20 protein-coding genes are annotated in these 23,433 nt (G+C 66.0%); 11 read left to right on the forward strand and 9 right to left on the reverse strand.

Translation table 11 applies throughout. The features are described 5' to 3' along the window. Positions 1-18: 18 nt before the first annotated feature. From PS060_RS15615 to PS060_RS15630, 4 genes are read left to right on the forward strand one after another with little or no spacing between them, the layout of a single operon-like run. Positions 19-1,422: an aldehyde dehydrogenase family protein gene (locus PS060_RS15615; protein WP_273984434.1), complete on the forward strand. Its 1,404-nt coding sequence runs from the start codon at positions 19-21 to the stop codon at positions 1,420-1,422. Positions 1,423-1,424: 2 nt separating this feature from the next. Beyond that, positions 1,425-3,050, forward strand: coding sequence for an AMP-binding protein (locus PS060_RS15620; RefSeq protein ID WP_273984435.1), 1,626 nt, complete (start codon positions 1,425-1,427; stop codon positions 3,048-3,050). 34 nt (positions 3,051-3,084) lie between these two features. Beyond that, entirely contained in the window at positions 3,085-3,480 is a 396-nt protein-coding gene (locus PS060_RS15625; RefSeq protein ID WP_273984436.1) for a c-type cytochrome, read from the forward strand. Continuing rightward, positions 3,477-4,256 (forward strand): enoyl-CoA hydratase-related protein, encoded by a 780-nt coding sequence (locus PS060_RS15630; RefSeq protein ID WP_273984437.1) that lies wholly within the window; start codon positions 3,477-3,479, stop codon positions 4,254-4,256. Before PS060_RS15625 ends, PS060_RS15630 begins: the two co-directional genes overlap by 4 nt. A 7-nt stretch (positions 4,257-4,263) precedes the next feature. On the opposite strand, the gene PS060_RS15635 is transcribed toward PS060_RS15630, so the two are convergent. Together PS060_RS15635 and PS060_RS15640 are read right to left on the reverse strand one after the other, a co-directional pair. Next, complete coding sequence (locus tag PS060_RS15635; protein ID WP_273984438.1) at positions 4,264-7,176, reverse strand: sensor histidine kinase; 2,913 nt, start codon at positions 7,174-7,176, stop codon at positions 4,264-4,266. Positions 7,177-7,264: 88 nt separating this feature from the next. Then, complete coding sequence (locus PS060_RS15640; protein ID WP_273984439.1) at positions 7,265-7,900, reverse strand: response regulator; 636 nt, start codon at positions 7,898-7,900, stop codon at positions 7,265-7,267. 291 nt (positions 7,901-8,191) lie between these two features. On the opposite strand from PS060_RS15640, the gene PS060_RS15645 reads away from it, so the two are divergent. From PS060_RS15645 to PS060_RS15670, 6 genes are all read left to right on the forward strand, one after another. Further along, positions 8,192-9,022, forward strand: coding sequence for an alpha/beta fold hydrolase (locus tag PS060_RS15645; protein ID WP_273986947.1), 831 nt, complete (start codon positions 8,192-8,194; stop codon positions 9,020-9,022). Positions 9,023-9,026: 4 nt separating this feature from the next. Further along, positions 9,027-9,509: a DNA starvation/stationary phase protection protein Dps gene (dps, locus tag PS060_RS15650; protein WP_273984440.1), complete on the forward strand. Its 483-nt coding sequence runs from the start codon at positions 9,027-9,029 to the stop codon at positions 9,507-9,509. A 23-nt stretch (positions 9,510-9,532) separates the two neighbouring features. Further along, positions 9,533-10,210 carry a hydrolase gene (locus PS060_RS15655; protein WP_273984441.1) on the forward strand — a complete coding sequence of 226 codons (678 nt, stop codon included), beginning with the start codon at positions 9,533-9,535 and terminating at the stop codon, positions 10,208-10,210. Positions 10,211-10,250: 40 nt separating this feature from the next. Beyond that, a complete protein-coding gene (locus PS060_RS15660) occupies positions 10,251-10,496 on the forward strand; it encodes a DUF1427 family protein (RefSeq protein ID WP_273984442.1) in 246 nt (81 codons plus the stop codon). A 158-nt stretch (positions 10,497-10,654) separates the two neighbouring features. Next, a complete protein-coding gene (locus PS060_RS15665) occupies positions 10,655-12,442 on the forward strand; it encodes an amidohydrolase (protein ID WP_273986948.1) in 1,788 nt (595 codons plus the stop codon). A gap of 143 nt (positions 12,443-12,585) precedes the next feature. Continuing rightward, entirely contained in the window at positions 12,586-13,299 is a 714-nt protein-coding gene (locus PS060_RS15670) for a YoaK family protein (protein ID WP_273984443.1), read from the forward strand. A 57-nt stretch (positions 13,300-13,356) separates the two neighbouring features. Here PS060_RS15670 and PS060_RS15675 read toward each other — a convergent pair whose 3' ends face one another. Genes PS060_RS15675 through PS060_RS15700 form a run of 6 tightly spaced genes read right to left on the reverse strand, consistent with a single transcriptional unit; the run spans position 13,357 to position 21,029 of the window. Continuing rightward, positions 13,357-14,037, reverse strand: coding sequence for a response regulator transcription factor (locus PS060_RS15675; RefSeq protein WP_273984444.1), 681 nt, complete (start codon positions 14,035-14,037; stop codon positions 13,357-13,359). Continuing rightward, the gene (locus PS060_RS15680; RefSeq protein ID WP_273984445.1) at positions 14,030-16,672 is read right to left on the reverse strand and encodes a sensor histidine kinase; all 2,643 of its coding nucleotides are present in this window, start codon (positions 16,670-16,672) and stop codon (positions 14,030-14,032) included. Before PS060_RS15680 ends, PS060_RS15675 begins: the two co-directional genes overlap by 8 nt. A gap of 9 nt (positions 16,673-16,681) precedes the next feature. After that, positions 16,682-17,236: a potassium-transporting ATPase subunit KdpC gene (gene kdpC, locus PS060_RS15685; RefSeq protein WP_273984446.1), complete on the reverse strand. Its 555-nt coding sequence runs from the start codon at positions 17,234-17,236 to the stop codon at positions 16,682-16,684. A 14-nt stretch (positions 17,237-17,250) separates the two neighbouring features. After that, positions 17,251-18,909 (reverse strand): potassium-transporting ATPase subunit KdpA, encoded by a 1,659-nt coding sequence (kdpA, locus tag PS060_RS15690; RefSeq protein WP_273984447.1) that lies wholly within the window; start codon positions 18,907-18,909, stop codon positions 17,251-17,253. Between the two features lie 21 nt (positions 18,910-18,930). Continuing rightward, positions 18,931-20,925, reverse strand: a complete 1,995-nt coding sequence (gene kdpB / locus PS060_RS15695; RefSeq protein WP_273986949.1) for a potassium-transporting ATPase subunit KdpB — start codon at positions 20,923-20,925, stop codon at positions 18,931-18,933. A 14-nt stretch (positions 20,926-20,939) separates the two neighbouring features. Then, a complete protein-coding gene (locus tag PS060_RS15700) occupies positions 20,940-21,029 on the reverse strand; it encodes a K(+)-transporting ATPase subunit F (protein ID WP_273984448.1) in 90 nt (29 codons plus the stop codon). Between the two features lie 255 nt (positions 21,030-21,284). Here PS060_RS15700 and PS060_RS15705 point away from each other — a divergent pair, with 255 nt between their 5' ends. Continuing rightward, positions 21,285-22,136 (forward strand): TorF family putative porin, encoded by an 852-nt coding sequence (locus PS060_RS15705; RefSeq protein WP_273984449.1) that lies wholly within the window; start codon positions 21,285-21,287, stop codon positions 22,134-22,136. 84 nt (positions 22,137-22,220) lie between these two features. Here PS060_RS15705 and PS060_RS15710 read toward each other — a convergent pair whose 3' ends face one another. Further along, positions 22,221-23,411: an OprO/OprP family phosphate-selective porin gene (locus PS060_RS15710; protein WP_273984450.1), complete on the reverse strand. Its 1,191-nt coding sequence runs from the start codon at positions 23,409-23,411 to the stop codon at positions 22,221-22,223. Between the last annotated feature and the right edge of the window lie 22 nt (positions 23,412-23,433).

Consider the following 23,433-nt stretch of genomic DNA (forward strand, 5'->3'; position numbering starts at 1 on the left):
GCTGAGGGAGACAGCAGGATGACCGGCTACAGGATGCTGATTGGCGGCGCGCTGGTGGAGGGCAGCGCCACGCTCGACGTGATCAACCCGGCGACAGGCGCGCCCTTCGCCAGCGTGCCGCACGCCAGCAAGGCCGATGCCGATGCCGCCATTGCTGCTGCCAAGGCGGCGGTGCCGGGGTGGTCGGCGGTGCCCTTTGCCGAGCGGCAGGCGAAGCTGGTGGCGCTCGCCGATGCCGTCGCCGCGAACGGCGAGGAGCTTGCCCGGCTGATCACGCAGGAACAGGGCAAGCCCCTGCCCGAAGCGATGGGTGAGGTCGCATGGACCGAGGGCTATCTGCGCCACTATGCCACGCTCGAACTGCCCGACCGGGTGATCCAGGACGACGAGACCGGCTACATCGCCGTCCAGCACCGCCCGCTGGGCGTGATCGTCGGGATCATCGCCTGGAACTTCCCGCTGCTGGTCGCCTGCTGGAAGATCGGCCCGGCGGTGCTGGCGGGCAATGCCATCGTGCTGAAGCCTGCCCCCACCACTCCCGTCACCGCGCTGAGGCTGGGCGAGCTGTGCCGCGACATCTTCCCCGCAGGCGTCGTCAATATCATCACCGATGCCAATGACCTCGGCCCCTATCTCACCGGCCACCCGGACGTCGCCAAGGTCGGCTTCACCGGATCGACCGCGACCGGCAAGGCGATTGCCGCCTCGGGCGCGAACACCTTGAAGCGGGTGACGCTGGAACTCGGCGGCAATGATCCGGCCATCGTGCTCGAGGATGTCGATGTGAAGGAGACTGCCAAGGCGATCTTCGGCAATGCCTTCCTCAATTGCGGGCAGGTGTGCCTTGCGGTGAAGCGCGCCTACGTCCACGCCGACATCTACGATGCGATGTGCGCCGAGCTGGCGCGCCTCGCCGAGGAAGCCATCGTCGGCGACGGTCTGGAACAGGGCACCACCATCGGCCCGATCCAGAACAAGATGCAGTTCGAGAAAGTGAAGGCCTTCCTCGAAACTGCCCGCCGCGACGGCACCATCATTGCCGGGGGCGAGGTGATCGAGCGCGACGGTTACTTCCTGCGCCCCACCGTGGTGCGCGATGTGTCGGACGGACACACCATCGTCGACGAGGAACAGTTCGGCCCGATCCTCCCCGTGATCCCCTTCGACGATGTCGAGGACGTCATCGCGCGCGCCAATCGCAGCGACTATGGCCTCGGCGGATCGGTGTGGTCGAAGGACGTCGCGCGCGCCGCGCAGATTGCCGGGCGGATCGAGAGCGGGCAGGTGTGGGTCAACCAGCACGTCGCCATCGGGCCGCATATTCCGATGGCCGGTTTCAAGAATTCCGGCCTCGGGGTTGAGCAATCGGTCGAAGGGCTGGCAGAATACGCCCAGCTTCAGGTCATCAACGTGGCGCGGTGAGAATGGAAAGTTATGCCAAGGGGCCGACATCGACCCCGCTTCTGACGGATACCATCGGCGCAGCATTGACACAGGCGGCGACGCGCTGGGGCGACCGGCTGGCGCTGGTCTCGATGCATCAGGGCATCCGCATGACCTGGGCCGAGCTGGAGGCCGAGGCCGGGCGGGTCGCCTGCGGGTTGCTCGATCTGGGGGTGGCGAACGGCGACCGCGTCGGCATCTGGGCGCCCAACTGCGCCGAGTGGGCGGTGATCCAGTTCGCCACCGCCAAGATCGGCGCGATCCTCGTCAACATCAATCCCGCCTACCGCATCAGCGAGGTCGAATACGCGCTGAACAAGGTCGGGTGCAGCGCGCTCGTAACCGCCGCGCGGTTCAAGACCAGCGACTATATCGCCATGCTGCGCGAGCTGGGGCCGGAGCGCCTGCCGCATCTGAAGCTGATGGTGGCGCTGGGCGAAGAGCGCCACGATGGCTTCAAGGCGTGGGACGACCTGCGCGCGGAGGCCGATCCGGCGCGGCTCGCGGCGGCGGCTGAGGGGCTGTCGTGCCACGATCCGATCAACATCCAGTTCACCAGCGGCACCACCGGCTTTCCCAAGGGCGCGACGCTCACCCACCACAATATCCTCAACAACGGCCTCTTCACTGCGAAGACGATCAATGTCGGGCCGGAAGATCGCATCTGCATCCCCGTGCCGCTCTACCACTGCTTCGGCATGGTGCTGGGGAACCTAGCCGCGCTCACCAGCGGGGCGGCGATGGTCTATCCGGGGGAGGCCTTCGATCCGGTGGCGACCTTGCAGGCCGTGGCGGCCGAGGGCTGCACCGCGCTCTATGGCGTGCCGACCATGTTCATCACCATCCTCGGGCAGACCGGGCTGGGGGACTATGACGTCTCCACCTTGCGCACCGGGATCATGGCGGGGGCCACCTGCCCCGTCACCGCCATGCGCGGCGTGATGGACAAGCTCAACATGACCGAAGTCACCATCGGCTACGGCATGACCGAGACGAGCCCACTCACCACCCAGACCGCGACCGATGATCCGCTGACCGAACGCGTCGAGACCGTCGGCCGCGTCCACCCCCATGCAGAGGCCAAGATCATCGGCCCCGACGGCGCGACCCTGCCGCGCGGGGAGCAGGGCGAGTATTGCTCGCGCGGCTATGCAGTGATGCTCGGCTACTGGGACGATCCCGAAAAGACTGCCGAGGCGATCGATGCGGAAGGCTGGATGCACTCCGGCGACCTCGCGACGATGGACACGAACGGCTATGTCCGCATCACGGGCCGCATCAAGGACATGATCATCCGCGGCGGCGAGAACATCTACCCGCGCGAGATCGAGGAATATCTCCTCACCCACCCGGCCATTGCCGATGCGCAGGTGTTCGGCGTGGCAGACGATGTCTATGGCGAGGAAGTGTGCTGCTGGGTCATCCCCCGCCCCGGCGCAGCGCTCCAGCCCGAGGACGTCATCGCCCACTGCAAGGGGCAGATCGCCCACTACAAGGTCCCGCGCCACGTGCGTATCGTCGACAGCTTCACCATGACCGTCACCGGCAAGGCGCAGAAGATCGAGATGCGCAAGGTGATGGAGGCCGAGCTTTCGGCCACCGCCTGACCGCCCCCAAGGCCTCGACCCAAGGATTGCCTCCATGACCAAGACCCTCTTCCTGCTGGCCGCTGCCGCCCCGCTCGCCGCGCTGGCCACGCTATCATCGGCGCCCGTCACCGCCGCAGCCGCCGCGCCGCCACCCGCACCACCTGCCGCCTTCGGGGTCTGCGCCGCGTGCCACACGGTCAAGCAGGGCGAACGATCAGGCTTCGGCCCCAACCTCTATGGTGTCGCGGGCACCAAGGCCGGAGCCGTCGCGGGGTATGGTTTCTCGCCAGCGATGAAGAAGTCGGGCGTGGTCTGGAACCGCGACACCCTCGACCGCTTCATCGCCGCGCCGCAATCGGTGGTTCCCGGCACCAAGATGGCCTTCCCCGGGGTCAAGGACGCTGCCAAGCGCAAGGCTATCGTCGATTATCTGATGGCGCTGAAATGAGCGACGCTGCGCCGCCGGTGCTGCTGGCGGTAGATGGCGCGGTGGCGTCGCTGGTGCTCAACCGCCCGCGGCAGGGCAACAGTCTCTCAGCCGGGTTGGTGGCGGCGCTGTGCGCGGCGCTCGAAGCCCTCGCCTCGCGCGAGGATGTGAAGGTGATTGTCATCTCCGGCGCAGGCGGTCGGATTTTCAGCGCCGGTCACGATCTCACCGAATTCACCGGCAACCCCGGCGAAGATGCCTTGCGTGAGGATTTTGCCGGGCTGGTCGGCTTGATGCAGCAGATCATGGCCCAGCCGCAGATCGTGATCGCCAAGGTCGAAGGCGTCGCCACCGCGGCCGGATGCGAGCTGGTCGCGGCCTGCGATCTGGCGCTCGCGTCCGACGCGGCGCGTTTTGCCGCGCCGGGGGTCAATATCGGCTTCTGGTGCCACACGCCGCAGGTGCTGCTGGAGCGCGGCGTCGGCCGCAAGCACGCGATGATGATGCTGGCGACCGGCAGCCTGTTCCCGGCCGAGCACGCCTTGCGGATCGGCCTTGTCAACGCGGTGCATCCGGTCTGCGAGCTCGACGCTGCCGTCGACGCGCTGGCCAGCACCATCGCGAGCAAACCTGCCTCGGTGCTGCGCGCAGGCAAGCGCTCGTTCCACCATCAGAGCCGGATGCCGGTGCGCGAGGCCTATGCCTTCGTGCAAGGCGAGGCGCTGCGCAACATCGTCCATCCCGACGCGATCGAGGGCATCACGGCCTTTCTGGAGAAACGCTCACCCGAGTGGTGAGGCGCGGTCAAAGTCTTGGGGATCGTTCGATCCTCTTCGCGTAAGCCAGCCTCGCTGGCAGTCGCAGTTCCACCACTGTGCCAAAGCCGCTCGCGCTCTCCACCACCAGCTTCCCGCCGATGGAGTGCATCCTTTCGCGCATACCGACCAGCCCGAAGTGCCCCGGCTTGCTGCCCGTTTCGACAAGGTCATCGTGCATCCCGATGCCGTTGTCCCGGACATAGGCGGAGAAGGTGCGCCTGCCGTAGCGCAGCCCGACTTCGATGCGTGATGCCTGTGAATGGCGGGCGGCATTGCCGAGCGCTTCTCCCAGCACCATCAGCAGGTCGTCGATAATTCCGGGAGCGATGGGACGTTCCGTCCGCGCCAGAGCGAGCGGGGCCATTCTGTCCTGCGGGTAAATCGGATTGCCGACCAGGCGGATCAGTTCCTCGTGAAAATCGCGGCTGCGCGGTTTGCGCAGTCCGGTCACCCGCTCGCGGCCTTCGACCAGCACCTCCTCGGCCCGCTCCAGTGCGGGCTGGAGGATGGCCTGCGCCGCATCGTCATCGGCAAAGCGGTCTGCGACAGCCTGAAAGCGCAAGATCAGACCCTGCACGCCCTGGATCATGGTGTCGTGCAGCTCCCTTGCGATGCGCTCGCGCTCGCTGGTGCGCGCCATCATGCGGATGCGGATCTGGCTGCTCAGCTGCCGCACGCGAATGACATAGACGAGGTAGAGACACCCGATCACCGCCAATGCCACCAGCGCGCGAAACCACCACGTCTGATAGAAGGCTCGGGCAATGGTGAATTCCAGCACGGCTGGCTTGCTGTTCCAGACCCCGTCCTCGTTCGCGGCAAGCAGTTCGAACCGGTAATGCCCCGGGTCAAGATCGGCAAAGCCAACGCTGCGGCGCGTGCCGGCCTCGATCCAGTCGTCACTCTCGCCGATCAACCGATAACGGAACTGCACCCGCTGGGGCGCTGCAAGGCCGGTCGCCGTGTATTCGATGGTCAAGGCGGTCACGTTCGCGGCGATCTGCATACCGGAGACGGCCGGCACGCTTTGCTGACCGAAGGCGACAGCCCGGATCAGCTGGCCGGGGGGCCGCAGGTTGGCCATCAGGGCAGAAGGATCGATCGTCTCGATCGTGTCGCGCGTCGCGAACCAGATGCGTCCGTCGCCCCCTGCCACGATCTGGGTGCCCGCAGACTTCTGGACGAAGCTGCTGAGCCCATCGCGGAAATCGAAAATGCGATAGGGCACCGGGGCGCCGGGCTTGGCGAAGGCCCGGTCCAAGTCGGCAGTTTTCAGCCGCACAACGCCGATATCGCCGATCATCCATGTCTCGCCACCGGTGGTCTGGACCAACCCATTGATCGAGCTCGCCCAAGGGTATTGGCGCGAGGGGAGCATCGGGCTGCCGGTCATCAAAGGGGCGGCAAGGCCTGCCGCACCGCTGATGTAGAGCGTGCGCGCACCGGGAAGCAGGCCTTCGACACCGTCACTTGAAACATTGCTGTCGGTCAGGGCGACAAAGGGCATGGCAGACGAGCCGGGTCGGGTGCCGCGGAAATGGATCGCGGCTCGCCCATCAGCCATGATTGCGACGTTACCCGGAATATGTGCGGTACCATCGACCCCCGGCCATGCCCTGGCTTGCCCGTTTTCGAGCACGAACAGGCCTTTCTGGAGCGCGGGCAACCAGACCCGCCCCTCGGCATCCTCGCCGCAGGAGTTGGCCGAAAAATCATCGGGCAAGGCGAAAGAGGGGCCGATGCGGCCTTCCTTCATCCGCACAGCCTTGCCGCGCAGCACAATCCATATCCCTCCGCCCCTTGCCCGACAGATGGCTTCGATCAGTGTCGGCGACGTCCAGACCTTCAGCGGATCTTTGCTGGCGAAAATTGCGAATACGGCCCGGTCATTGGCAATGTAGACATCGCCCGAATTGTCTGCCGCGAGCATATGGTTCGTGGCAGGATCGGACGGCACGCCGCGCGCCGGGTTGATGGGCACGCGCCGCACCATGTTGAGACCCATCTCTCCGCCGATCCAGACATTGCCCTCGCGATCCTCGAACACCGCGCGCACCGGATCGGATAGCAGGCCATTGCGCGTTGTCAGGTGAGCCCCTTGCCGACGCGGGGAGCCGGGGTTGGCAAAGCGGAAGACACCATCGCTCCATGTGGCGATCCACAGGTCACCATGGCGGTCGAACACGCTGCGGATGCCGAACGGCGTCGGAAATCGCGGTCCGCCGGTGACCAGCTGCCCGCTTCTTGCGATCATGCGGGTTTGCTGCTTCTCGGTCAGCCAGATCGTCCCGTCGGGAGCCTCGGCCAAGGTCGCTCTGGGCAGGGTCGTGATGCCGGTAGAGATAAACCGCTCGCGCCCGGCTTCCTTGCGGTAGACCGCGTCCTCACTCGTCAGCCACATTGTGCCGTCGCGCGCGAACAGCGGGTTCCAGACGGGCTTTTCGGGCAAGCCAGAGGACGTGTCGAACTCGGTCCAGGTGCCCTTGTGCCAGCGCGCCAGAGACTTCGTTGCCCGGCCTCCGCGCGTGACCCATATCGCCCCGTCCGGCCCCTCCACAATGTCGTTCACCTCTCTGGAGGGGTTGGGCATCCGGGCCGAGGCGAGTTTGCCCCCGCGCAAGATCATCACGCCCTTGCGCCGTGCCAAACCGATCCACAGGGTTCCATCGCGTGCAGCAAGCAGGCGGGCAACGACCATCCGCCCCGGATCGGTCGGTCGCGGCCCGATCCGCTCGAAGTTGAGCCCGTCGAAACGGTAAAGACCCTCCACGCCGCCCACCCAGAGGAAACCGTCGCGTGTCTGGACGATGGCGTTGATGCGCCCGGGTGCGCCTTCTTCCAGCGACCAATGCCGCAACTTGTATCCCTCAAGCGGCATGGCGGTGGCGCTGGTCTGCACCGGCTGCGCGGCGCTCGATAGCGGAGCGATCAGCGCAATCAGAAGCGCGGCCGCGACTGCGCGAGCCAGGTTACGCAGGCGGCCCGGCTCAAAGCTCAATGATGCCCCGCCGCGCTGCTGTCGTCACCGCGTGGGTGCGATCATTGACCTGAAGCTTGGCAAAGATGCTCTTGATGTTCGACTTGACGGTCTCCTCGCCCACGCCAAGGCGCCATGCGATCTGCTTGTTGGGGTGCCCGCCTGCGATCAGCTGCAGGATTTCGACCTCGCGCGCGGTGAGTTGTTCGTGGATGGCATGAAGCGCGATATCCTGCGCAACGTCGGCGTGAAGGTGGCGTTGGCCGCGATAGACGGCGCGAATGGCGCCAAGCAGTTCGCGGCGCAGGCTGCTCTTGAGCAGGAAGCCGGAAGCCCCTGCGCGCATCGCCGCGAGTGCCTTGGCGTCCCCGGTGTAGGTCGTGAGAATGATGATCCGCGCGTCGGGATAGTCTGCCCGGATCGCTTCGACCGCCTCAACGCCGGCCATGCCCGGCATCTGCAAATCCATGAGCACCACATCCGGGCGCAGCGCAGCGAACTGGACGATGGCTTCGGCGCCATTGGCCGCATTTCCCGCGACCACCATGTCGTCCTGCAACTCGATGATGGCCGCAACACCTTCACGCAGGATCGGATGATCATCGACAATCAATACCCGAATGGGTGAGGCGGGGGCGGCGGACATGGGAATTGCGTTCCCCTCCTGGGACATCTGGTCGCGATAGGCAGCGGAATACCACACCTCTTGTGGGTTTGGAGATACCTGAAAGCGGCTCTACCCGCCCCCCGTTCGGGGGTTTCGGCCGCTCCGTCCCTCAGCCACCTTGATGGTGCACGAAGGGAAACGGGCATGACCACCAACACCGATGGCCTTGATCGCCGCCAGTTCATTGCCGCTGCCAGCATTGCTGCAGGCCTGGTCGGCTCGCCCACCCTCGCCGCCTCGCCACGCAACCCGGCTTCAGGAGAACGCAGGATGGGTACGATCACCACCAAGGATGGCACGCAGATCTTCTACAAGGACTGGGGGCCCAAGGACGCGCAGCCGATCGTCTTCCACCACGGCTGGCCGCTGAGCGCGGATGACTGGGACAACCAGATGATGTTCTTCTTGATGGAAGGCTTCCGCGTCATCGCCCACGACCGCCGCGGGCATGGCCGATCCAGCCAGACCGACACCGGCAATGAAATGGACACCTATGCCGCCGATGTGGCAGAACTGACCGATCACCTCGACCTGAAGGGCGCGGTTCATGTCGGCCATTCGACTGGCGGGGGCGAGGTGACGCGCTATGTGGCCCGCGCCAAGCCCGGCCGCGTTGCCAAGGCGGTGCTGATCGGCGCGGTGCCGCCCATCATGCTCGATACGGCTACCTATCCCGGCGGGCTTCCCCTGGAGGTGTTCGACGGCTTCCGCGCCGCGCTTGTCGCCAATCGTGCGCAATTCTTCCGCGATATCCCCGAAGGCCCGTTCTACAGCTTCAACCGACCGGGTGCGAAGGTCAGCAAGGGGCTGATCGACAACTGGTGGCGGCAGGGCATGATGGGCGGTGCCAAGGCCCATTACGATTGCATCAAGGCTTTCTCGGAAACCGACTTCACCGCCGACCTCAAGGCGATCACCGTGCCGGTACTGATCCAGCACGGCGACGATGATCAGATCGTGCCGATCGCCCATTCCGCAGAGCTGGCGATCAAGCTGCTCAGCAAGGGCACGCTCAAGGTCTATCCCGGCTTGCCGCACGGCATGGCCTCGACCCATCCCGAAATCATCAATCCCGATATTCTCGCCTTCATCCGGGGTTGATCTGATGACCTTCACCAGCCGCATCGACCTTCCCGAACACGTCCGCAAGGCCGCCTGCGTGTTGTTGCAGGCGCGCCTTTCCGACGCGCTCGACCTCGAGGCGCAGGCCAAGCAGGCGCATTGGAACGTCAAAGGCCCGCACTTCCTGCAGCTGCATCAGTTGTTCGACAGTCTGCACAGTGTCGTCGAAGAGCTCGTCGACACCATCGCAGAACGCATCACCGCGCTCGGCCATGTCGCTGATGGCAGAGTGACGACCACGGCCGCCGCGACAACGCTTTACGGCTATCCGCTCGAAGCCGCTGGAGGCGAGGCGCATCTCAAGGCGCTGTCCGCGAGCCTTGCCAGTTTCGGCAAGGCCGTGCGCGGCGACATTGCCCGGGCGGAGAGTGCTGGCGATGCCGACACGGCCGATGTGTTCACGCAGATCTCCCGTGATGCGGACAAGCAGCTCTGGCTGCTCGAAGCGCATCTTCAGGCCCACTGACGTTTCGACAGGAGCACATCCCCATGACCTTCCGTTCCGAGAAACTGATCAATCCTGACGACACCTTGTTCATCTTCATCGATCATCAGCCGCAGATGGCCTTCGGGGTCACCAGCATCGATCGCCAGACACTCAAGAACAACACCGTCGCACTCGCCAAGGCGGCCAAGCTGTTCGGCGTTCCCATTATCCTCACCGCTGTCGAGACCGCCGCGTTTTCCGGCTATATCTGGCCCGAACTGCTCGATGTCGTGCAGCAAAAGCCGATTGAACGCACCTCGATGAATTCGTGGGATTCCGAAACGCTGGTGGCGCAGGTCAAGGCGAGCGGGCGCAAGAAGATCGTCATCGCCGCGCTGTGGACCGAGGCGTGCCTGCTTTTCCCGGCGCTTTGCGCGATCGAGGAGGGCTTCGAGGTGTTCATGGTGACCGACGCATCGGGCGGCACCTCTCCTGAAGCGCATGACGCCGCGATCCGGCGGATGGAGCAGGCGGGCGGCCATTCGCTGACGACCATCAACGCCATGCTCGAACTCCAGCGCGACTGGGCAAACCGGACGACCTACGACGGCTTGATGGACATCGTGCGCGATCATCTCGGCGCATACGGCATGGGTGTCGATTACGCCTATACCATGGTTCACAAGGCGCCGCAGCGCGGCAGCTTTGCGCATGAGGCACCTCATCCGGCGGGGCATTGACGCGTCCCGATCCCCAGCCCCGTCCGGGAGCCTCCTGCCCATGAAGCCCTATCTCGTTGCAATGGCCATCGGCCTCATGGTCGGCGCCATCTACAGCCTGCTCGGCACACGCTCGCCTGCTCCCCCGGCGATCGCGTTGCTGGGATTGCTCGGTATGTTGCTGGGCGAACAGGCCGTGCCGCTGGCGAAACGGGTGCTGCATGGGCAGGAGGTCGCCTTGTTCTGGAAGGCGAACTGCGCCGAGCGGGTGACAGGCCTGCCTCAGGCAACGGACGAAACGCCATGAGCGCATCGCGCCGCGAAGCGATCGCCGCTGCCATCGGCGCATCCGCGGCATCGTTCTTCCCCGCCCGGCTGCTGGCGCAAGGCAAGGCAAGCGCAGACGTGAACGCAGACATCATCATCGTTAATGCCCGCATCACCACGCTCGACCGCGAAAATCCGATGGCCGAGGCGATCGCGGTCCGGGATGGCCGCTTTCTTGCGGTGGGAACTGAGGCCGAGGCGCGCGAGGCGGCTCCGGATGCCGCGATCATCGATGCGGGCGGCCGCCGCCTCATCCCGGGCCTGATCGACAGCCATATGCACATCATCCGCGGCGGGCTGAACTACAACATGGAGCTGCGCTGGGACGGCGTGCCGACGCTGGCGGACGCGATGGCAATGCTCAAGGCTCAGGTTGACCGCACCCCGGCTCCGCAATGGGTGCGGGTCGTCGGGGGGTTCACCGCGCACCAGTTCGCCGAGAAGCGCTTGCCGACTCTTGCCGAAATCAATGCCATCGCCCCGGATACGCCGGTCTTCATCCTCCACCTTTACGATCGCGCATTGCTCAATGGCGCAGCCTTGCGCGCGGTCGGATACGGCAAAGATACGCCAAACCCGCCAGGCGGCGAAATCATGCGCGATGCAGGCGGCAATCCCACAGGGCTGCTGTTGGCCCAGCCCAACGCAACGATCCTCTATTCGACCCTTGCCAAGGGGCCCAAACTGCCCGTGGAATACCAGATCAATTCCACCCGCCACTTCATGCGCGAAGTCAATTCGCTTGGGGTCACAAGCGTGATCGATGCAGGCGGAGGCTACCAGAACTATCCCGACGATTACCGGGTGATCGAACATCTGCACGAAGAAGGCCAGCTGACGGTGCGGATCAGCTACAACCTGTTCACGCAAAAGCCCAAAGAAGAGCTCGCTGATTTCGCCGGCTGGGTGAAACAGGTCACCCCGGGGCAGGGAGACGACACCTACCGCCACAATGGCGCCGGGGAGATGCTGGTCTATTCCGCCGCCGATTTCGAGGATTTCCGGGTCGCCCGACCCGATATGCCGCCGTCGATGGAAGGCGATCTTGAACCGGTCATCCGGCTGCTGGCCGAGAACCGCTGGCCATGGCGACTGCACGCGACCTATGACGAGACCATCACGCGAGCGCTGGGTGTTTTCGAGAAGGTCAGCCGCGACATTCCGCTCACCGGCATCAACTGGTTCTTCGACCATGCCGAAACGATCAGCGATCGCAACATCGATCGTATCGCAGCACTGGGTGGGGGCATCGCGGTGCAGCACCGCATGGCTTTTCAGGGCGAGGACTTCGTCGAGCGCTACGGCGCGCGGGCGGCCGAGCGGACGCCGCCGATCGCCCGCATGATCGCAGCGGGCATCCCCGTCGGCGCGGGCACCGATGCGACGCGGGTCGCCAGCTACAATCCATGGGTATGCCTGTCATGGCTGGTCACGGGCCGCACTGTCGGCGGACTCTCGCTCTATCCGGGCGCCAACCGGGTGAGCCGCGAAAAGGCACTGTCGATGTGGACACACGAGAACACCTGGTTTTCGAGTGAGACGGGCAAGAAAGGTCAGATCAAGGTGGGCCAACTCGCCGATTGCGCCTTGCTGACGGCCGACTTCTTCACTGTGCCCGAACACGACATCGCGCATATCCGATCCGCGCTGACGATACTCGGCGGCGATGTGGTCCATGGCGAAGGCGACTTTGCTCCCCTCGCCCCGGCCTTGCCGCTGCCCATGCCCGACTGGTCGCCCGTGCGAACCACAGGCGGCCATCACCGCGAACCCGAGGTTGGCGCCAAGCTGGCATCGGCCTGTGGCTGTCGCGCGGCTTGCGGGATCCATGGCCATGACCACGCAGCAGCACTCGGCACGGCCGTGCCAGCGGGCGATGTTCAAGGCTTCTGGGGAGCGCTCGGCTGTGGCTGCTGGGCCGTCTGACCGTCTGCACCGGATGGAGCGAGGCTTTCTGCTCTGGCAGCCGACATGGACGGACGGGCGAGCGGCTGTGGCCGAACAGGCCCGCTTCGGGATCGCGCCCTGCTGACCCGAACGCAGCATCTGTGCCGAAGGAAAGACATTCCATGACGATCGCGCCGAGCGTCCCGCTCAAGACCCCCGCGCCGCTGGTTCGCCTCCTGCTGCTGCTGTCTGCGACAACCGGGATGGTCGATGCGGCCAGCATTCTGGGCATGGACAAGGTCTTTACCGCCAACATGACAGGCAACGTGGTCTTCGCCGCATTTGCTGCAGTCGGCGCGGAAGGCTTTCATCTTGCCTATTACGTAACCGCTCTCCTCGCGTTCATGGCCGGGGCGGTGCTGGCGGGACGAATATCGCGGCTGGAACGGCCTGCAAGGCTGAGCCATTGGCTTGTCGTGGCGGCCACGGTCGAAGGCGGTATGCTCATCATTGCCGGGCTGTTCAGTCTGTTTCTCGAAAGCCGCCCGGCACCGCTCGTGGACGGCCTTTACGCCGTGATCGCATTGACGGCAGGTGCCATGGGGTTCCGCAATACCGTGGTCCGGCAGCTCAAGGTCCCCGATCTTTCGACGACGGTGCTGACCCTTACGATCACCGGCATCGCATCGGACTCGCGCCTGGCGGCTGGCGACGGGGCAAACCAGTCAACCCGTCTTGCTGCGGTTGCCATGATCTTTGCCGGAGCGGCAGCCGGGGCCGTGCTGCTCATAAGCTGCGGCCTTGCCGCGACGCTGCTCACGTCAGGGGCGCTCGTGATGGCGGGGACTATTGTGTTCGCCCGCCACCCTCAGATGGCTGACCTTCAACGCAGATGACCAATCGCCCGGTGCGGCCAAAGGCGGCCAAGATCGGGGCGATCCTCGTCGGCATCATCACGCCGACAAGCGATACCCCACGCCGGGCTCGTTCACGACCAGCCGGGGACTGCCGGGATCTTCTTCCAGTTTTCGCCGAAGCGAGCGCACCGCAACGCGCAGATAGTCGAGATCTTGCCGGTGGGCAGAGCCCCATACCCCTTCCAGCAAGCTCTCGTGGGTCATGACCCGGCCGGGGTGATCGGCGAGCGCCCACAGAAGGTTGAATTCGCGCGGGGTGAGATCGACACGCATCCCGCGAACCTCGACAATATGCGTCGACCGGTCGATGCTGCCGCCTGCAAACTCGCGGCGGGACTCGTTCGCCAGCGGCCCCGCCTTGCGCCGCATCGCGGAACGGATGCGGGCCAGCAGTTCCTCGCTGTCGAATGGCTTGGTCACGAAATCATCCGCCCCCAAGTCCAGCGCGGCGACCTTTTCCTGCGTCGCATCACGCGCGGTCAGCACGATCACCGAAAGGCCGAGCGCGGCAAGCTGCGGCACGATTTCGAGGCCATCGCGGTCCGGCAGGCCAAGATCGAGCAAAGCGACAAGCGGCGCGGGCGAAGCGGCAGCAAGACGCAGCGCCTCAGCCGCCGTGGCTGCTTCAACGTGGCTGATCGCGGCGCGGCCGAGGGCGCCGGTCAGAAGCCGCCGGATCGCGGCTTCATCATCCACGATGAGCACGTCTTTACGCATCGGCTTTCCCGTCCGGCAGCGGCAGGATCACTGTGAACCTTGCCCCTCCCCCTTCGCGATCAGTCGCGGCAATAGCGCCGCCGATGGCTTCGGTGAAGCTCTTGGCGATCCACAGCCCAAGCCCGGTTCCGCCCACCCTGTCACTGCCTTCAAGCCGCGCGAACCGTTCGAACAGCGCCTCGCGGCCCTCCGGCAGGCCGGGGCCACGGTCAAGGACGTTGATGGCAAGTTCGATGTCCGTGCAATCGACCGACAATTCCACCCTGCTGTCAGCCGGCGAGAATTTGAGCGCATTGTCGATGAGGTTGATCAGCACGTGGCGCAGCAGCACCGGATCGCTTGCCACCAGCGGACAATCGGGATCGATCCTCAGGTCAAGCCGACCATCCTCGCGATCCTGCCGCAGATCGCGCAGCACCGATGCGGCGACATCGGTGAGGTCAAGGCTCTCCATGCGCGGCTCGATTGCCCCATGCTCGATCCGCGAGGCTTCGAGCAGGTCGCCCAGAAACCTCTCGAGCCGCCGCGCCTCCTCGCGGGCGATCCTGGTTTCGGATGCATATTCGCCTGTCGCAGGAAGCGCCTCGGTGGCGGCGATCACCGCGGTCAGCGGCGTGCGCAAATCGTGCGCGATACTGCCGAGCAAGGCGCCGCGCAGCCGGTCGCGGGTGCGCAGCGTGTCGACTTGGCGCGCCTCGTCTTCCAGCATCAGACGTTCATGGGCCAGCGCGGTCTGGTCGATCAGTGAGGCGAGCAAGGTGGTATCATCGGCGCGAATGATGCGGCCCCGCCCGGCCCTCGCCAGCCCCAGTGCGCCCAGCACCCCGAGCGAGGTCTGGAGCGGGTGGAACTGCCAGTCCGACGCATTGAGCGTGCCCGTGTCGCGGCCGGTTGGCTCACCCTTTTCAAGCGTCCAGCGCGCGGCGGCCTCGTCCACGAGAGTAAGCGAGGCGCGCTCGCTGTTGCCGCGGACCACGATCCGTCCGGCTTCGTCGGCGACTATGATCGCCTCCACCCCGAGCAGCGCGCCGATTTCGCGGCAGGCGATGGCCGCCGTCGCGGTGCGATCGGACACGCCGACGAGCAGTCCGGCATAGCGGGCGAGTGCGGCGTTGATCCGCGCGACCCCGGCGCTGGTCTCGGCCCGCTGACGCACCTTGCCGGCCAGAACGCCGATCGTACCGCCGACCAGCGCAAGTGCGGCAAAGGTGATGAGGTCGGCGGGTCGGTGAATGAACAAGGTAAAGCGCGGCGCAGTGAAGATGAAGTTGTAGGCCAGCGCCGCCCACAAGGCGGCCCACAGCCCGGCCTTGGTGCGCAGCGTGATGGCGGCGACAATCACCGGCAGCAGCAGCAGCATATCGATTGCGCCGGAAGGAATGAACGGCTCCGCGAAGGCCAGCAGCAGGGCTACCGGCACCACCAGCGCCAAGGCCAGCGTCGGGGCCAAATAGGGGTGCGGGTCGCGCAGCCGCACCGGCTTTTCGTCTGCCTCGCCCAGCGGAACAACGTGCACCGCAATCCCGCGCGCCTTGCGGATCACGTCCTGCGCGACCGAGCCGTGACGCCACTCGAACCACCGGCTGCGGCGGCTCTTGCCGATCACGATCTGGCTCGCCCGCAGCTCGCGTGCCTGATCGACCAGCGCCTCGGCAATGTCGGTGGCGGCCACGGTCATCAGTGAGGCACCGAGCGAGGATGCGAGGGCGAGGTTCTCTGCCAGCTGTTCGCGCTGCTCGCCCGTCACGCCGCGCACGCCCGCGCTCTCGACCACGACGGCGGTCCACGGCGCGCGGGCAAGATCGGCGAGCCGCTTGGCATGGCGAACCACCTGCGCCCCGCCCTTGCCGGGACTGATCGCCACCAGCAACCGCTCGGCCACCACGAAATCATCGGGAGATGTGCCGTCGCCTGACCCCAGAGCGAGGTCGTCCGACAAACGCCGATCGACCGAACCAGCCGCATAGCGCAGCGCAAGTTCGCGCAGGGCGGCGAGCTTGACCGGGGTGAAGAAGTTCGAAAGCGCCTGTCCGGCCGTCTGAGGCAGATAGACCCGGCCCGACTTCAGACGCTCGATCAGCGCCTCGGGCGGCAGGTCGACGAGGATCACCTCGGCGCTGTCGAGGATGCTGTCGGGCACCGTCTCGCGCACGCGCACATGGGTGAAACCGGCGACGATGTCGTTGAGGCTTTCGATATGCTGGATGTTGAGCGTGGTGGCGACATCGATCCCGGCCACGACCAGTTCTGCCACGTCCTGCCAGCGCTTGGGATGACGGCTGCCGGGCGCGTTGGTGTGCGCCAACTCGTCGACGAGGATCAGACCGGGGCGGCGCTGGAGCGCGCCATCGATGTCGAACTCTTCCAGCTGGTGCCCGGCATGGGTAATGACCTTGCGCGGCAGAACCTCGAAGGGCGCGATCAGCTGCGCGGTTTCGCTGCGGCCGTGGCTTTCGGCGATGCCGACCACCACGTCCACGCCCTCGGCCTGCCGCCGGGCGGCCTCCTCGAGCATCCGGTAGGTCTTGCCGACCCCCGGTGCCATGCCGAGGTAGACTGTCAGCTGCCCGCGTTCTCCGCGCTGCGCCAGACGCAGGAAGCGTTCGGCATCATTGGCGGGGCGCTTTTCGTTCATGGCGGTGACCTACCGCCCCAGCCGGTCGAGCGCCAGATTGAGCGTCAGGACATTGACGATCCGCTCGGGCGCGAGCGCTCCGCCCACGCTGGTGGCCTGATCCTCGACAAGCTGCCTGACCGCCGCCGGAGCAAGCCCGCGCGCTGCCGCAACACGGTCCACCTGATACAGCGCGCCGGCAAGGCTGATGTGCGGATCGAGCCCCCCGCCCGAGGCCGCCACGAGATCGGCGGGGACGGGGTTGGCTGCTGTCGCGCCGTAGGCCGCGAGGGTTTCCTGTGCACGGGCGGTCAGATCGGGGCTGGTCGGAGACTTGTTGCTGCCAGCCGCCGCCATCGCATTGTAATCGGGCGCAGAAGGACGCGGCCAGAAATAGCGCGGGCTGGTGAACTTCTGCGCAACCAGCGCGCTGCCCACGGGCCTGCCGCCGGCCTCGATGATCGAGCCATTGGCGCTGAACGGGGCGGCGACTTGCGCGAAGCCGAGGATCAGCCCGGTGTAGAGCACCACGCAAACAAGGACGGTGACCAGCCACAGGCGGATCGCGGGAAGGATGTATTGCATCGCGACAGTGCTCCTCAGCGCATCAGGGTGACGTGCTCGGCAATCGGGCCGAGCGCGGCAGCGGGGAAGAAGGTGAGCGCGCCGAAGATCACGATCACGACGAACAGCATCACTGCAAAGGTCGGCCCTTCGACACTCAGCGTGCCCGCGCTCTCGGCACTGCGGCGCTTGGCCATGAGCGAGCCGACGATAGCCAGCGGCACGATGATCGGCAGGAAGCGCGCGATCAGCATGACAAGGCCGGTGGCGATGTTCCAGGCCGGGGTGTTGTCGCCCAGCCCCTCGAACCCGGACCCGTTATTGGCGGCCGCCGAGCTGAATTCATAGAGGATCTCGGAAAAGCCGTGCGCGCCGGTGTTGTTGAGCGTGTCGAGACCCCAGGGGGTCGCGGCGAACAGCGCGGTGCCGCCGAGGATCAGCAGCGGGTGGCTGATCAGCGCGAGCACGACCAGCCGCATCTCGCGCCCCTCGATCCGGTGCCCGAGATATTCCGGGGTGCGGCCGACCATCATCCCCGCCACGAACACCGCGAGCGCGATGTAGAGGAACATATTGATCATCCCCACGCCAACGCCGCCAAAGGTCTCGTTGAGCCACATCCCCGCCATCGGCACGAGCCCGGTGAGCGGGTTGAGGCTGTCGTGCATCGCGCCGACCGAGCCGTTACTCGTCGCGGTGGTGAGCACCGCCCACAGCGGCCCGGTGATCGCCCCGAGACGCAGCTCCTTGCCTTCGAGGTTGCCGACATCCTGCTGCACCGCAAGGTCGGCAAAGGCCATGGTGGGCGTGCTCTCGAAGGCGATAGCAGCGGTCAGCTTGATCGCCAGCAGCCCGGCCATCACCGCGAAGATCACGGCAGCGTGCCGGGGGCGGCCGATCATCCGCCCGAACATCCACACGCAGGCCATCGGCACGAGGATGATCGAGGCCATCTCGACAAGGTTCGACCAAAAGGAGGGGTTTTCGAGCGGATGGGTGGAGTTCGGCCCGAAGAAGCCGCCGCCGTTGGTGCCAAGCTGCTTGATCGCGACGAAGGCGGCGACCGGCCCGCGCGCGATCGTTTGCGCCGCGCCTTCCAGCGTCGTGACCTGCGCAGCACCCTCGAGCGTCATCGGCACGCCCGAAAGCGTGAGCCATGCAGCGACGATGATCGCCAGCGGCAGCAGGATCAGGAAGCTCGCGCGAGACACATCGAGGAAGAAGTTCCCCATGCTCGCCTGCCCGCCGATCCCCCGCGCCAGCGCGGCGAGCGCGGCAATCCCGGTCGCGGCCGAGACGAATTGCAGCCACATCAACCCGCCAAGCTGGGCAAGGTAGCTGAAGGTGCTCTCGCCCGAATAGTGCTGGAGGTTGGTGTTGGTGACGAAGCTCGCCGCCGTGTTGAAGATGAGGTGGAGGCTCGTCGGCCCCTGCCCGTCGGGGTTGAGGGGCAACAGGTGCTGGGTCGACAGAAGCGCGAAGACGAAGGCGAACATCACCACGTTGAAGGCTGCCAGCGCGAGCGTATAGGACTTCCAGTCCTGCTCTCCCGCGCCTCCGATGGCGGCAGTGAACAGCCGGTCGGCAGCAGCGAAGCGGCCCGAGAAGAGCGCCGCCATGTATTGGCCGAGCGGCCAGGACAGCAGCGCCGTGCCCCCGACGACGATGGTGATGGTGAGAATGCTGGAAAGCATGAAATGAAGTCCTTTCGCGGCTTACGCGAGGCTGAGGCCGGCGACGGCGAGGTCGATGAGCTTGATCCCGATGAAGGGCGCGATCACGCCGCCAAGCCCGTAGATCGCAAGGTTGCGCAGCAGCTGGCTGGCAGCGGGCATCGGGCGATAGGGCACACCCTTCAGCGCCAGCGGCACCAGCGCCGGGATGATCAGCGCGTTGAAGATGATCGCCGAAAGGATCGCACTGTTCGGGCTCTCCAGCCCCATGACGTTCAGCGTGCCCAGCCCGGGATAGAGCACGACGAAGATCGCGGGCAGGATCGCGAAATACTTGGCGATATCATTGGCAATCGAAAAGGTGGTGAGCGCCCCGCGCGTCATCAGCAGTTGTTTGCCGATGCCGACCACCTCGATCAGCTTGGTCGGATCGCTGTCGAGATCAACCATGTTGCCCGCCTCGCGCGCGGCCTGGGTGCCGGTGTTCATCGCCACCCCGACGTCCGACTGCGCGAGCGCGGGGGCATCATTGGTGCCATCGCCGCACATGGCGACCAGTTTGCCCTCGGCCTGTTCCTTGCGGATATAGGCGAGCTTGTTCTCGGGCGTGGCCTCGGCGAGGAAATCGTCGACCCCGGCCTCGGCAGCGATGGCAGCGGCGGTGAGCGGGTTGTCGCCGGTGATCATCACCGTGCGGATGCCCATGCGGCGCAACTCGACGAAGCGCTCGCGGATGCCCGCCTTGACGATGTCCTTGAGGTGGACCGCGCCAAGGAGCCGTCCGTTTTCGGTCACCGCCAGCGGCGTGCCGCCGGCCTGCGCGATGCGATCGGTGATGCGGCGCAGTTCGGTAACGGCGGCTTCGGGGAAATCCGCAAGCTTCAGAACCGCATCGACCGCGCCCTTGCGGATGCTGCGCCCCTGCTGGTCGATCCCGCTCACCCGCGTCTGGGCGGTGAAGCCCACGATCTGGGCGTCGGGAGCCAGCGCCTCGCCCGCCCCCGCCAGCACCACGATGGAGCGGCCCTCGGGGGTCTCGTCGGCAAGGCTGGCGAGACGGGCGGCGGAGATGAGGTCGGTCTGCGCCACTCCCGTCAGCGCGACGAATTCGCTCGCCTGCCGGTCGCCGATGGTGATCGTGCCCGTCTTGTCGAGCAGCAGCGTGCCGATGTCGCCTGCCGCCTCGACCGCGCGGCCCGACTTGGCGAGCACGTTGAAGCGGATCAGGCGGTCCATGCCGGCAATGCCGATGGCCGAGAGCAGACCCGAGATGGTCGTCGGGATCAAGGCCACGAACAGCGCGATCAGCACCGGCACGGCGATGCCCCCGCCCGCATAGGCGGCAAAGGCCGGAAGCGTGCCGACCGCGATCAGGAACACCAGTGTGAGGCCGGTCAGCAGGATCGTCAGCGCGATCTCGTTGGGGGTCTTCTGCCGGCTCGCGCCTTCGACGAGCGCGATCATCCGGTCGAGAAAACCGCTGCCGGGTTCGGCCGTCACCTTGATCTGGAGCTGGTCGGAGATCACCGTGGTGCCTGCCGTCACCGCCGACCGGTCGCCGCCTGCCTCGCGAATCACGGGCGCGCTTTCGCCGGTGATCGCCGCCTCGTTGACCGAGGCGACCCCGGCGACCACCTCACCATCGGCAGGGATCTGCTGACCGGCAACGACGACGACCACGTCCCCGCGCTTCAGCTGCGTCGCCGGGATTTCCTCCGCCGCCCCGCCCTTACCGATACGATGCGCGACAAGCTGGTCCTTGGTCGCTCTGAGCGAGGCTGCCTGCGCCTTCCCGCGCCCTTCAGCCAGCGCCTCGGCGAAGTTGCCGAACAGCACCGTGATCCACAGCCAGGCCACCAGCTGCCCCTCGAACAGCAGGTCGCCGGTGCCCGTCGCCAAGTGGTGGAACAGGATCAGCGTCGCCGCCGCGGCGACCACCGCGGTCGCGAACATCACGGGGTTGCGCGCCAGCGTCCGCGGATCGAGCTTGACGAAAGCGCCGCGCACCGCGGGCCCGATCAGCGCGCGGTCGAACATTCCGGAGGCCGCCATCAGAAGCGCTCCGGCTTCAGGAGAACGAAGGTGAGGTAGACAAGCAGGCCTAGCGCAACGAGCGCGGCCAACATCAGGTCGAACGTCATGTCAGCTCCCGGTCAGGCAAAATGGGACCGGGCAGTCCATTAGGGGTAGGCGGCATGAAATTGCGCCGGGTGAAGCGGCTTTGCGCATTAAATCCCTGTGAAAACGCCCCGCCCGGTCGGTTGGAAGCACGGCAAGCCCTTCACGCCGTTTTCACGCCGCCAGGGCGCAATCCGCATGGCGATTTCACGGCAATCGGAAGGAATGGCTGGCGCATCGGGCGACACCGCGCCGCCTCCGACAATAGGAGTTTTCCCATGCGTTATCTGCCGCTTGCTGCCCTTGCAGCGATTATCGCCATGCCAGCCCATGCCCAGAACGAAAACCGACCCGCAAGCGAGGGACCGCCGGTGACCGTGTCGGGCAGTGCCACCATCGCCTCCGACTACCGGTTCCGCGGCGTATCCCAGACCGACGAGGGACTTGCGATACAGGGCGGCGTCACCGCGACCCACGAAAGCGGCGTCTATGTCGGTGCCTGGGGCTCCAACCTTGCGGGCTGGGGCACCTTCGGGGGCGCGAACATGGAGCTGGATCTTGTTGCCGGCTTCAAGGTGCCGGTGGGCGCGGGCACGCTCGATACCGGGCTCACCTGGTACATGTATCCCGGCGGCGCGGACGAGACCGATTTTGCCGAACTCTACGCCCGGCTTTCCGGCAACGTCGGCCCGCTCGCCCTGACGGGCGGGCTCGCCTATGCCCCGAAGCAGGGAGCGCTCGGCAAGGTGTTCTTCACCGGCGCTGCGGCTGCGGCGGGCCTGCCGGACGATCCGGGCGACAAGGAGGATAATCTCTACCTCTTCGCCGATGCCGCCTATGCGGTTGGCGACACCCCCGTCACTCTGAAGGGGCACATCGGCCACTCGGACGGCAACCCCGGCCTCGGCCCCAACGCGACCAGCCTCGCGCCGACGGGCACCTATTTCGACTGGTCGATCGGTGCGGACTTCACACCCGTCGAAGGCTTGACGCTCTCCCTCGCCTATGTCGACACCGATATCTCCGAGGCCGAAAGCGCCCGGCTCCGCCCGAGCTTTTCGCGCGGACAGGACGGCGCAGGGTCGATCGCCGGGTCGCGCCTTGTGGCCAGCCTTACCGCATCGTTCTGACCTCAACGTGGCCCTCGGCATCTGCGCTGCACCGCCATGATGGCAAGACGGGTGCCGGGGGCGAACGGTTGTGCGCAATGCAGGCTAGAATGCCAGCTGGAAGCGAACCACGCCGAGATTGCCGCTGGCATCGGGCACCAGCGAACGGTCAGCTGTGCGCGTGCGTGCGTAGTTGGCAAGAACCCTGATATTGCGGGTGATATACCAAGTCGCACCTGCCGACAGAATGGTGGCGCTTCCGCGGTCCAGTGCCGGATCGTCGAGATCGGCGCGGCTGTAGCGCGCGTTGAGTTCGACCGCGCCGCCCTTCTTGCCAATCCGCGCCCCGCTCGGCACGCCGCTGCTCCGCGCATAGCCGTAGCGCTCGCCAGTGACGAGCCAGCCTGCGCCGACATACCAGCCGCTGAAATCGAGGCTCGGCGCTGCCACGCGGTCGATGGTGGCGACGATGTATTGCGCCTGCACCTGCACCGGCCCGCGGGCAAAGGCGAACTCGGCATTGTAGGCGTCGAGATTGCGCGCGCCGGCAAGCGCGCCGGTCGAGGCAAGGCTGGGGGCGAGGCTCGAGGCCGAGATAGCGGTAAAGCGCGGCGGCTCGGCGAGGTTGAAGGCGCGATGTTCATAGGCCGCGCCCAGATGCAGGAAGCTGTCGTTCTCACGGATCGGGGCGAATGTGGCGCGCAGGACATAGCCATCGCCGCGCACCCGCGACTGGCCGACCTCATCGTCGAGCGCATCGGTGAAGTAACCGCCCGTGATGGTGAAGCCCTCGCCCGCATACTTGACGCTGCCACCGAGGCCAAAGCCGGGCGAGAAGGAATTGGCGAGCGAGCGTTCGGCCAGCGGCATCGCGTTCGAGCTCTGCATATCCTCCATGCTGAAGGGGACGATCATGTTGCCGCCCTTGATCTCCAGCCCTTTGGCCGGTTCAACCGCGAGCCACAGGTTGCGCCAGCCATCGGCCTGCGCGAATTCGCGGTCGACCCGCACTGTCACCACGTCCCCGAACTTGGCCGAGAATTCGAGCCGCGCGCGGCGCACATCGGCATCGCTGCCGTCTGTCAGGCCGTGCTCGAACACAGCGGCATCGAAATGGAGCCTGCCGCCGAGGTTGAATTCGACATCGCCTGTCTTGAACGTCAGGCCATCCTCGTCGGCGCTGGCATCGGCGACCTCTTCGGCGCGGGCCGTTCCGCCGACGCAGAGGGCTGCAAGGCTTGAGGCCAGCGCGATGGCGCGGAGCGAAGCGGCGGGGCGGAGCGGGTGCTTGATCATGTCTGACATCCTGTTGCTGCGA

This window comes from Erythrobacter sp. BLCC-B19 (genome assembly GCF_028621955.1).
In the GTDB taxonomy this organism is placed as follows: domain Bacteria; phylum Pseudomonadota; class Alphaproteobacteria; order Sphingomonadales; family Sphingomonadaceae; genus Erythrobacter.

What these genes read in the sequence shown, in the direction of transcription:
- PS060_RS15615 (WP_273984434.1), top strand. Translation starts at nt 19, where the DNA reads ATGACCGGCTACAGGATGCTGATTGGCGGCGCGCTGGTGGAGGGCAGC.
- kdpA (WP_273984447.1), bottom strand. Translation starts at nt 18,909, where the DNA reads ATGCTTTCCAGCATTCTCACCATCACCATCGTCGTCGGGGGCACGGCG.
- PS060_RS15655 (WP_273984441.1), top strand. Translation starts at nt 9,533, where the DNA reads ATGACCTTCCGTTCCGAGAAACTGATCAATCCTGACGACACCTTGTTC.
- PS060_RS15670 (WP_273984443.1), top strand. Translation starts at nt 12,586, where the DNA reads ATGACGATCGCGCCGAGCGTCCCGCTCAAGACCCCCGCGCCGCTGGTT.
- PS060_RS15665 (WP_273986948.1), top strand. Translation starts at nt 10,655, where the DNA reads ATGGCCGAGGCGATCGCGGTCCGGGATGGCCGCTTTCTTGCGGTGGGA.
- PS060_RS15620 (WP_273984435.1), top strand. Translation starts at nt 1,425, where the DNA reads ATGGAAAGTTATGCCAAGGGGCCGACATCGACCCCGCTTCTGACGGAT.
- PS060_RS15705 (WP_273984449.1), top strand. Translation starts at nt 21,285, where the DNA reads ATGCGTTATCTGCCGCTTGCTGCCCTTGCAGCGATTATCGCCATGCCA.
- PS060_RS15640 (WP_273984439.1), bottom strand. Translation starts at nt 7,900, where the DNA reads ATGTCCGCCGCCCCCGCCTCACCCATTCGGGTATTGATTGTCGATGAT.
- PS060_RS15625 (WP_273984436.1), top strand. Translation starts at nt 3,085, where the DNA reads ATGACCAAGACCCTCTTCCTGCTGGCCGCTGCCGCCCCGCTCGCCGCG.
- PS060_RS15675 (WP_273984444.1), bottom strand. Translation starts at nt 14,037, where the DNA reads ATGCGTAAAGACGTGCTCATCGTGGATGATGAAGCCGCGATCCGGCGG.
- PS060_RS15630 (WP_273984437.1), top strand. Translation starts at nt 3,477, where the DNA reads ATGAGCGACGCTGCGCCGCCGGTGCTGCTGGCGGTAGATGGCGCGGTG.
- PS060_RS15660 (WP_273984442.1), top strand. Translation starts at nt 10,251, where the DNA reads ATGAAGCCCTATCTCGTTGCAATGGCCATCGGCCTCATGGTCGGCGCC.
- kdpB (WP_273986949.1), bottom strand. Translation starts at nt 20,925, where the DNA reads ATGTTCGACCGCGCGCTGATCGGGCCCGCGGTGCGCGGCGCTTTCGTC.
- PS060_RS15680 (WP_273984445.1), bottom strand. Translation starts at nt 16,672, where the DNA reads ATGAACGAAAAGCGCCCCGCCAATGATGCCGAACGCTTCCTGCGTCTG.
- dps (WP_273984440.1), top strand. Translation starts at nt 9,027, where the DNA reads ATGACCTTCACCAGCCGCATCGACCTTCCCGAACACGTCCGCAAGGCC.
- kdpC (WP_273984446.1), bottom strand. Translation starts at nt 17,236, where the DNA reads ATGCAATACATCCTTCCCGCGATCCGCCTGTGGCTGGTCACCGTCCTT.
- PS060_RS15645 (WP_273986947.1), top strand. Translation starts at nt 8,192, where the DNA reads ATGGGTACGATCACCACCAAGGATGGCACGCAGATCTTCTACAAGGAC.
- PS060_RS15700 (WP_273984448.1), bottom strand. Translation starts at nt 21,029, where the DNA reads ATGACGTTCGACCTGATGTTGGCCGCGCTCGTTGCGCTAGGCCTGCTT.
- PS060_RS15710 (WP_273984450.1), bottom strand. Translation starts at nt 23,411, where the DNA reads ATGATCAAGCACCCGCTCCGCCCCGCCGCTTCGCTCCGCGCCATCGCG.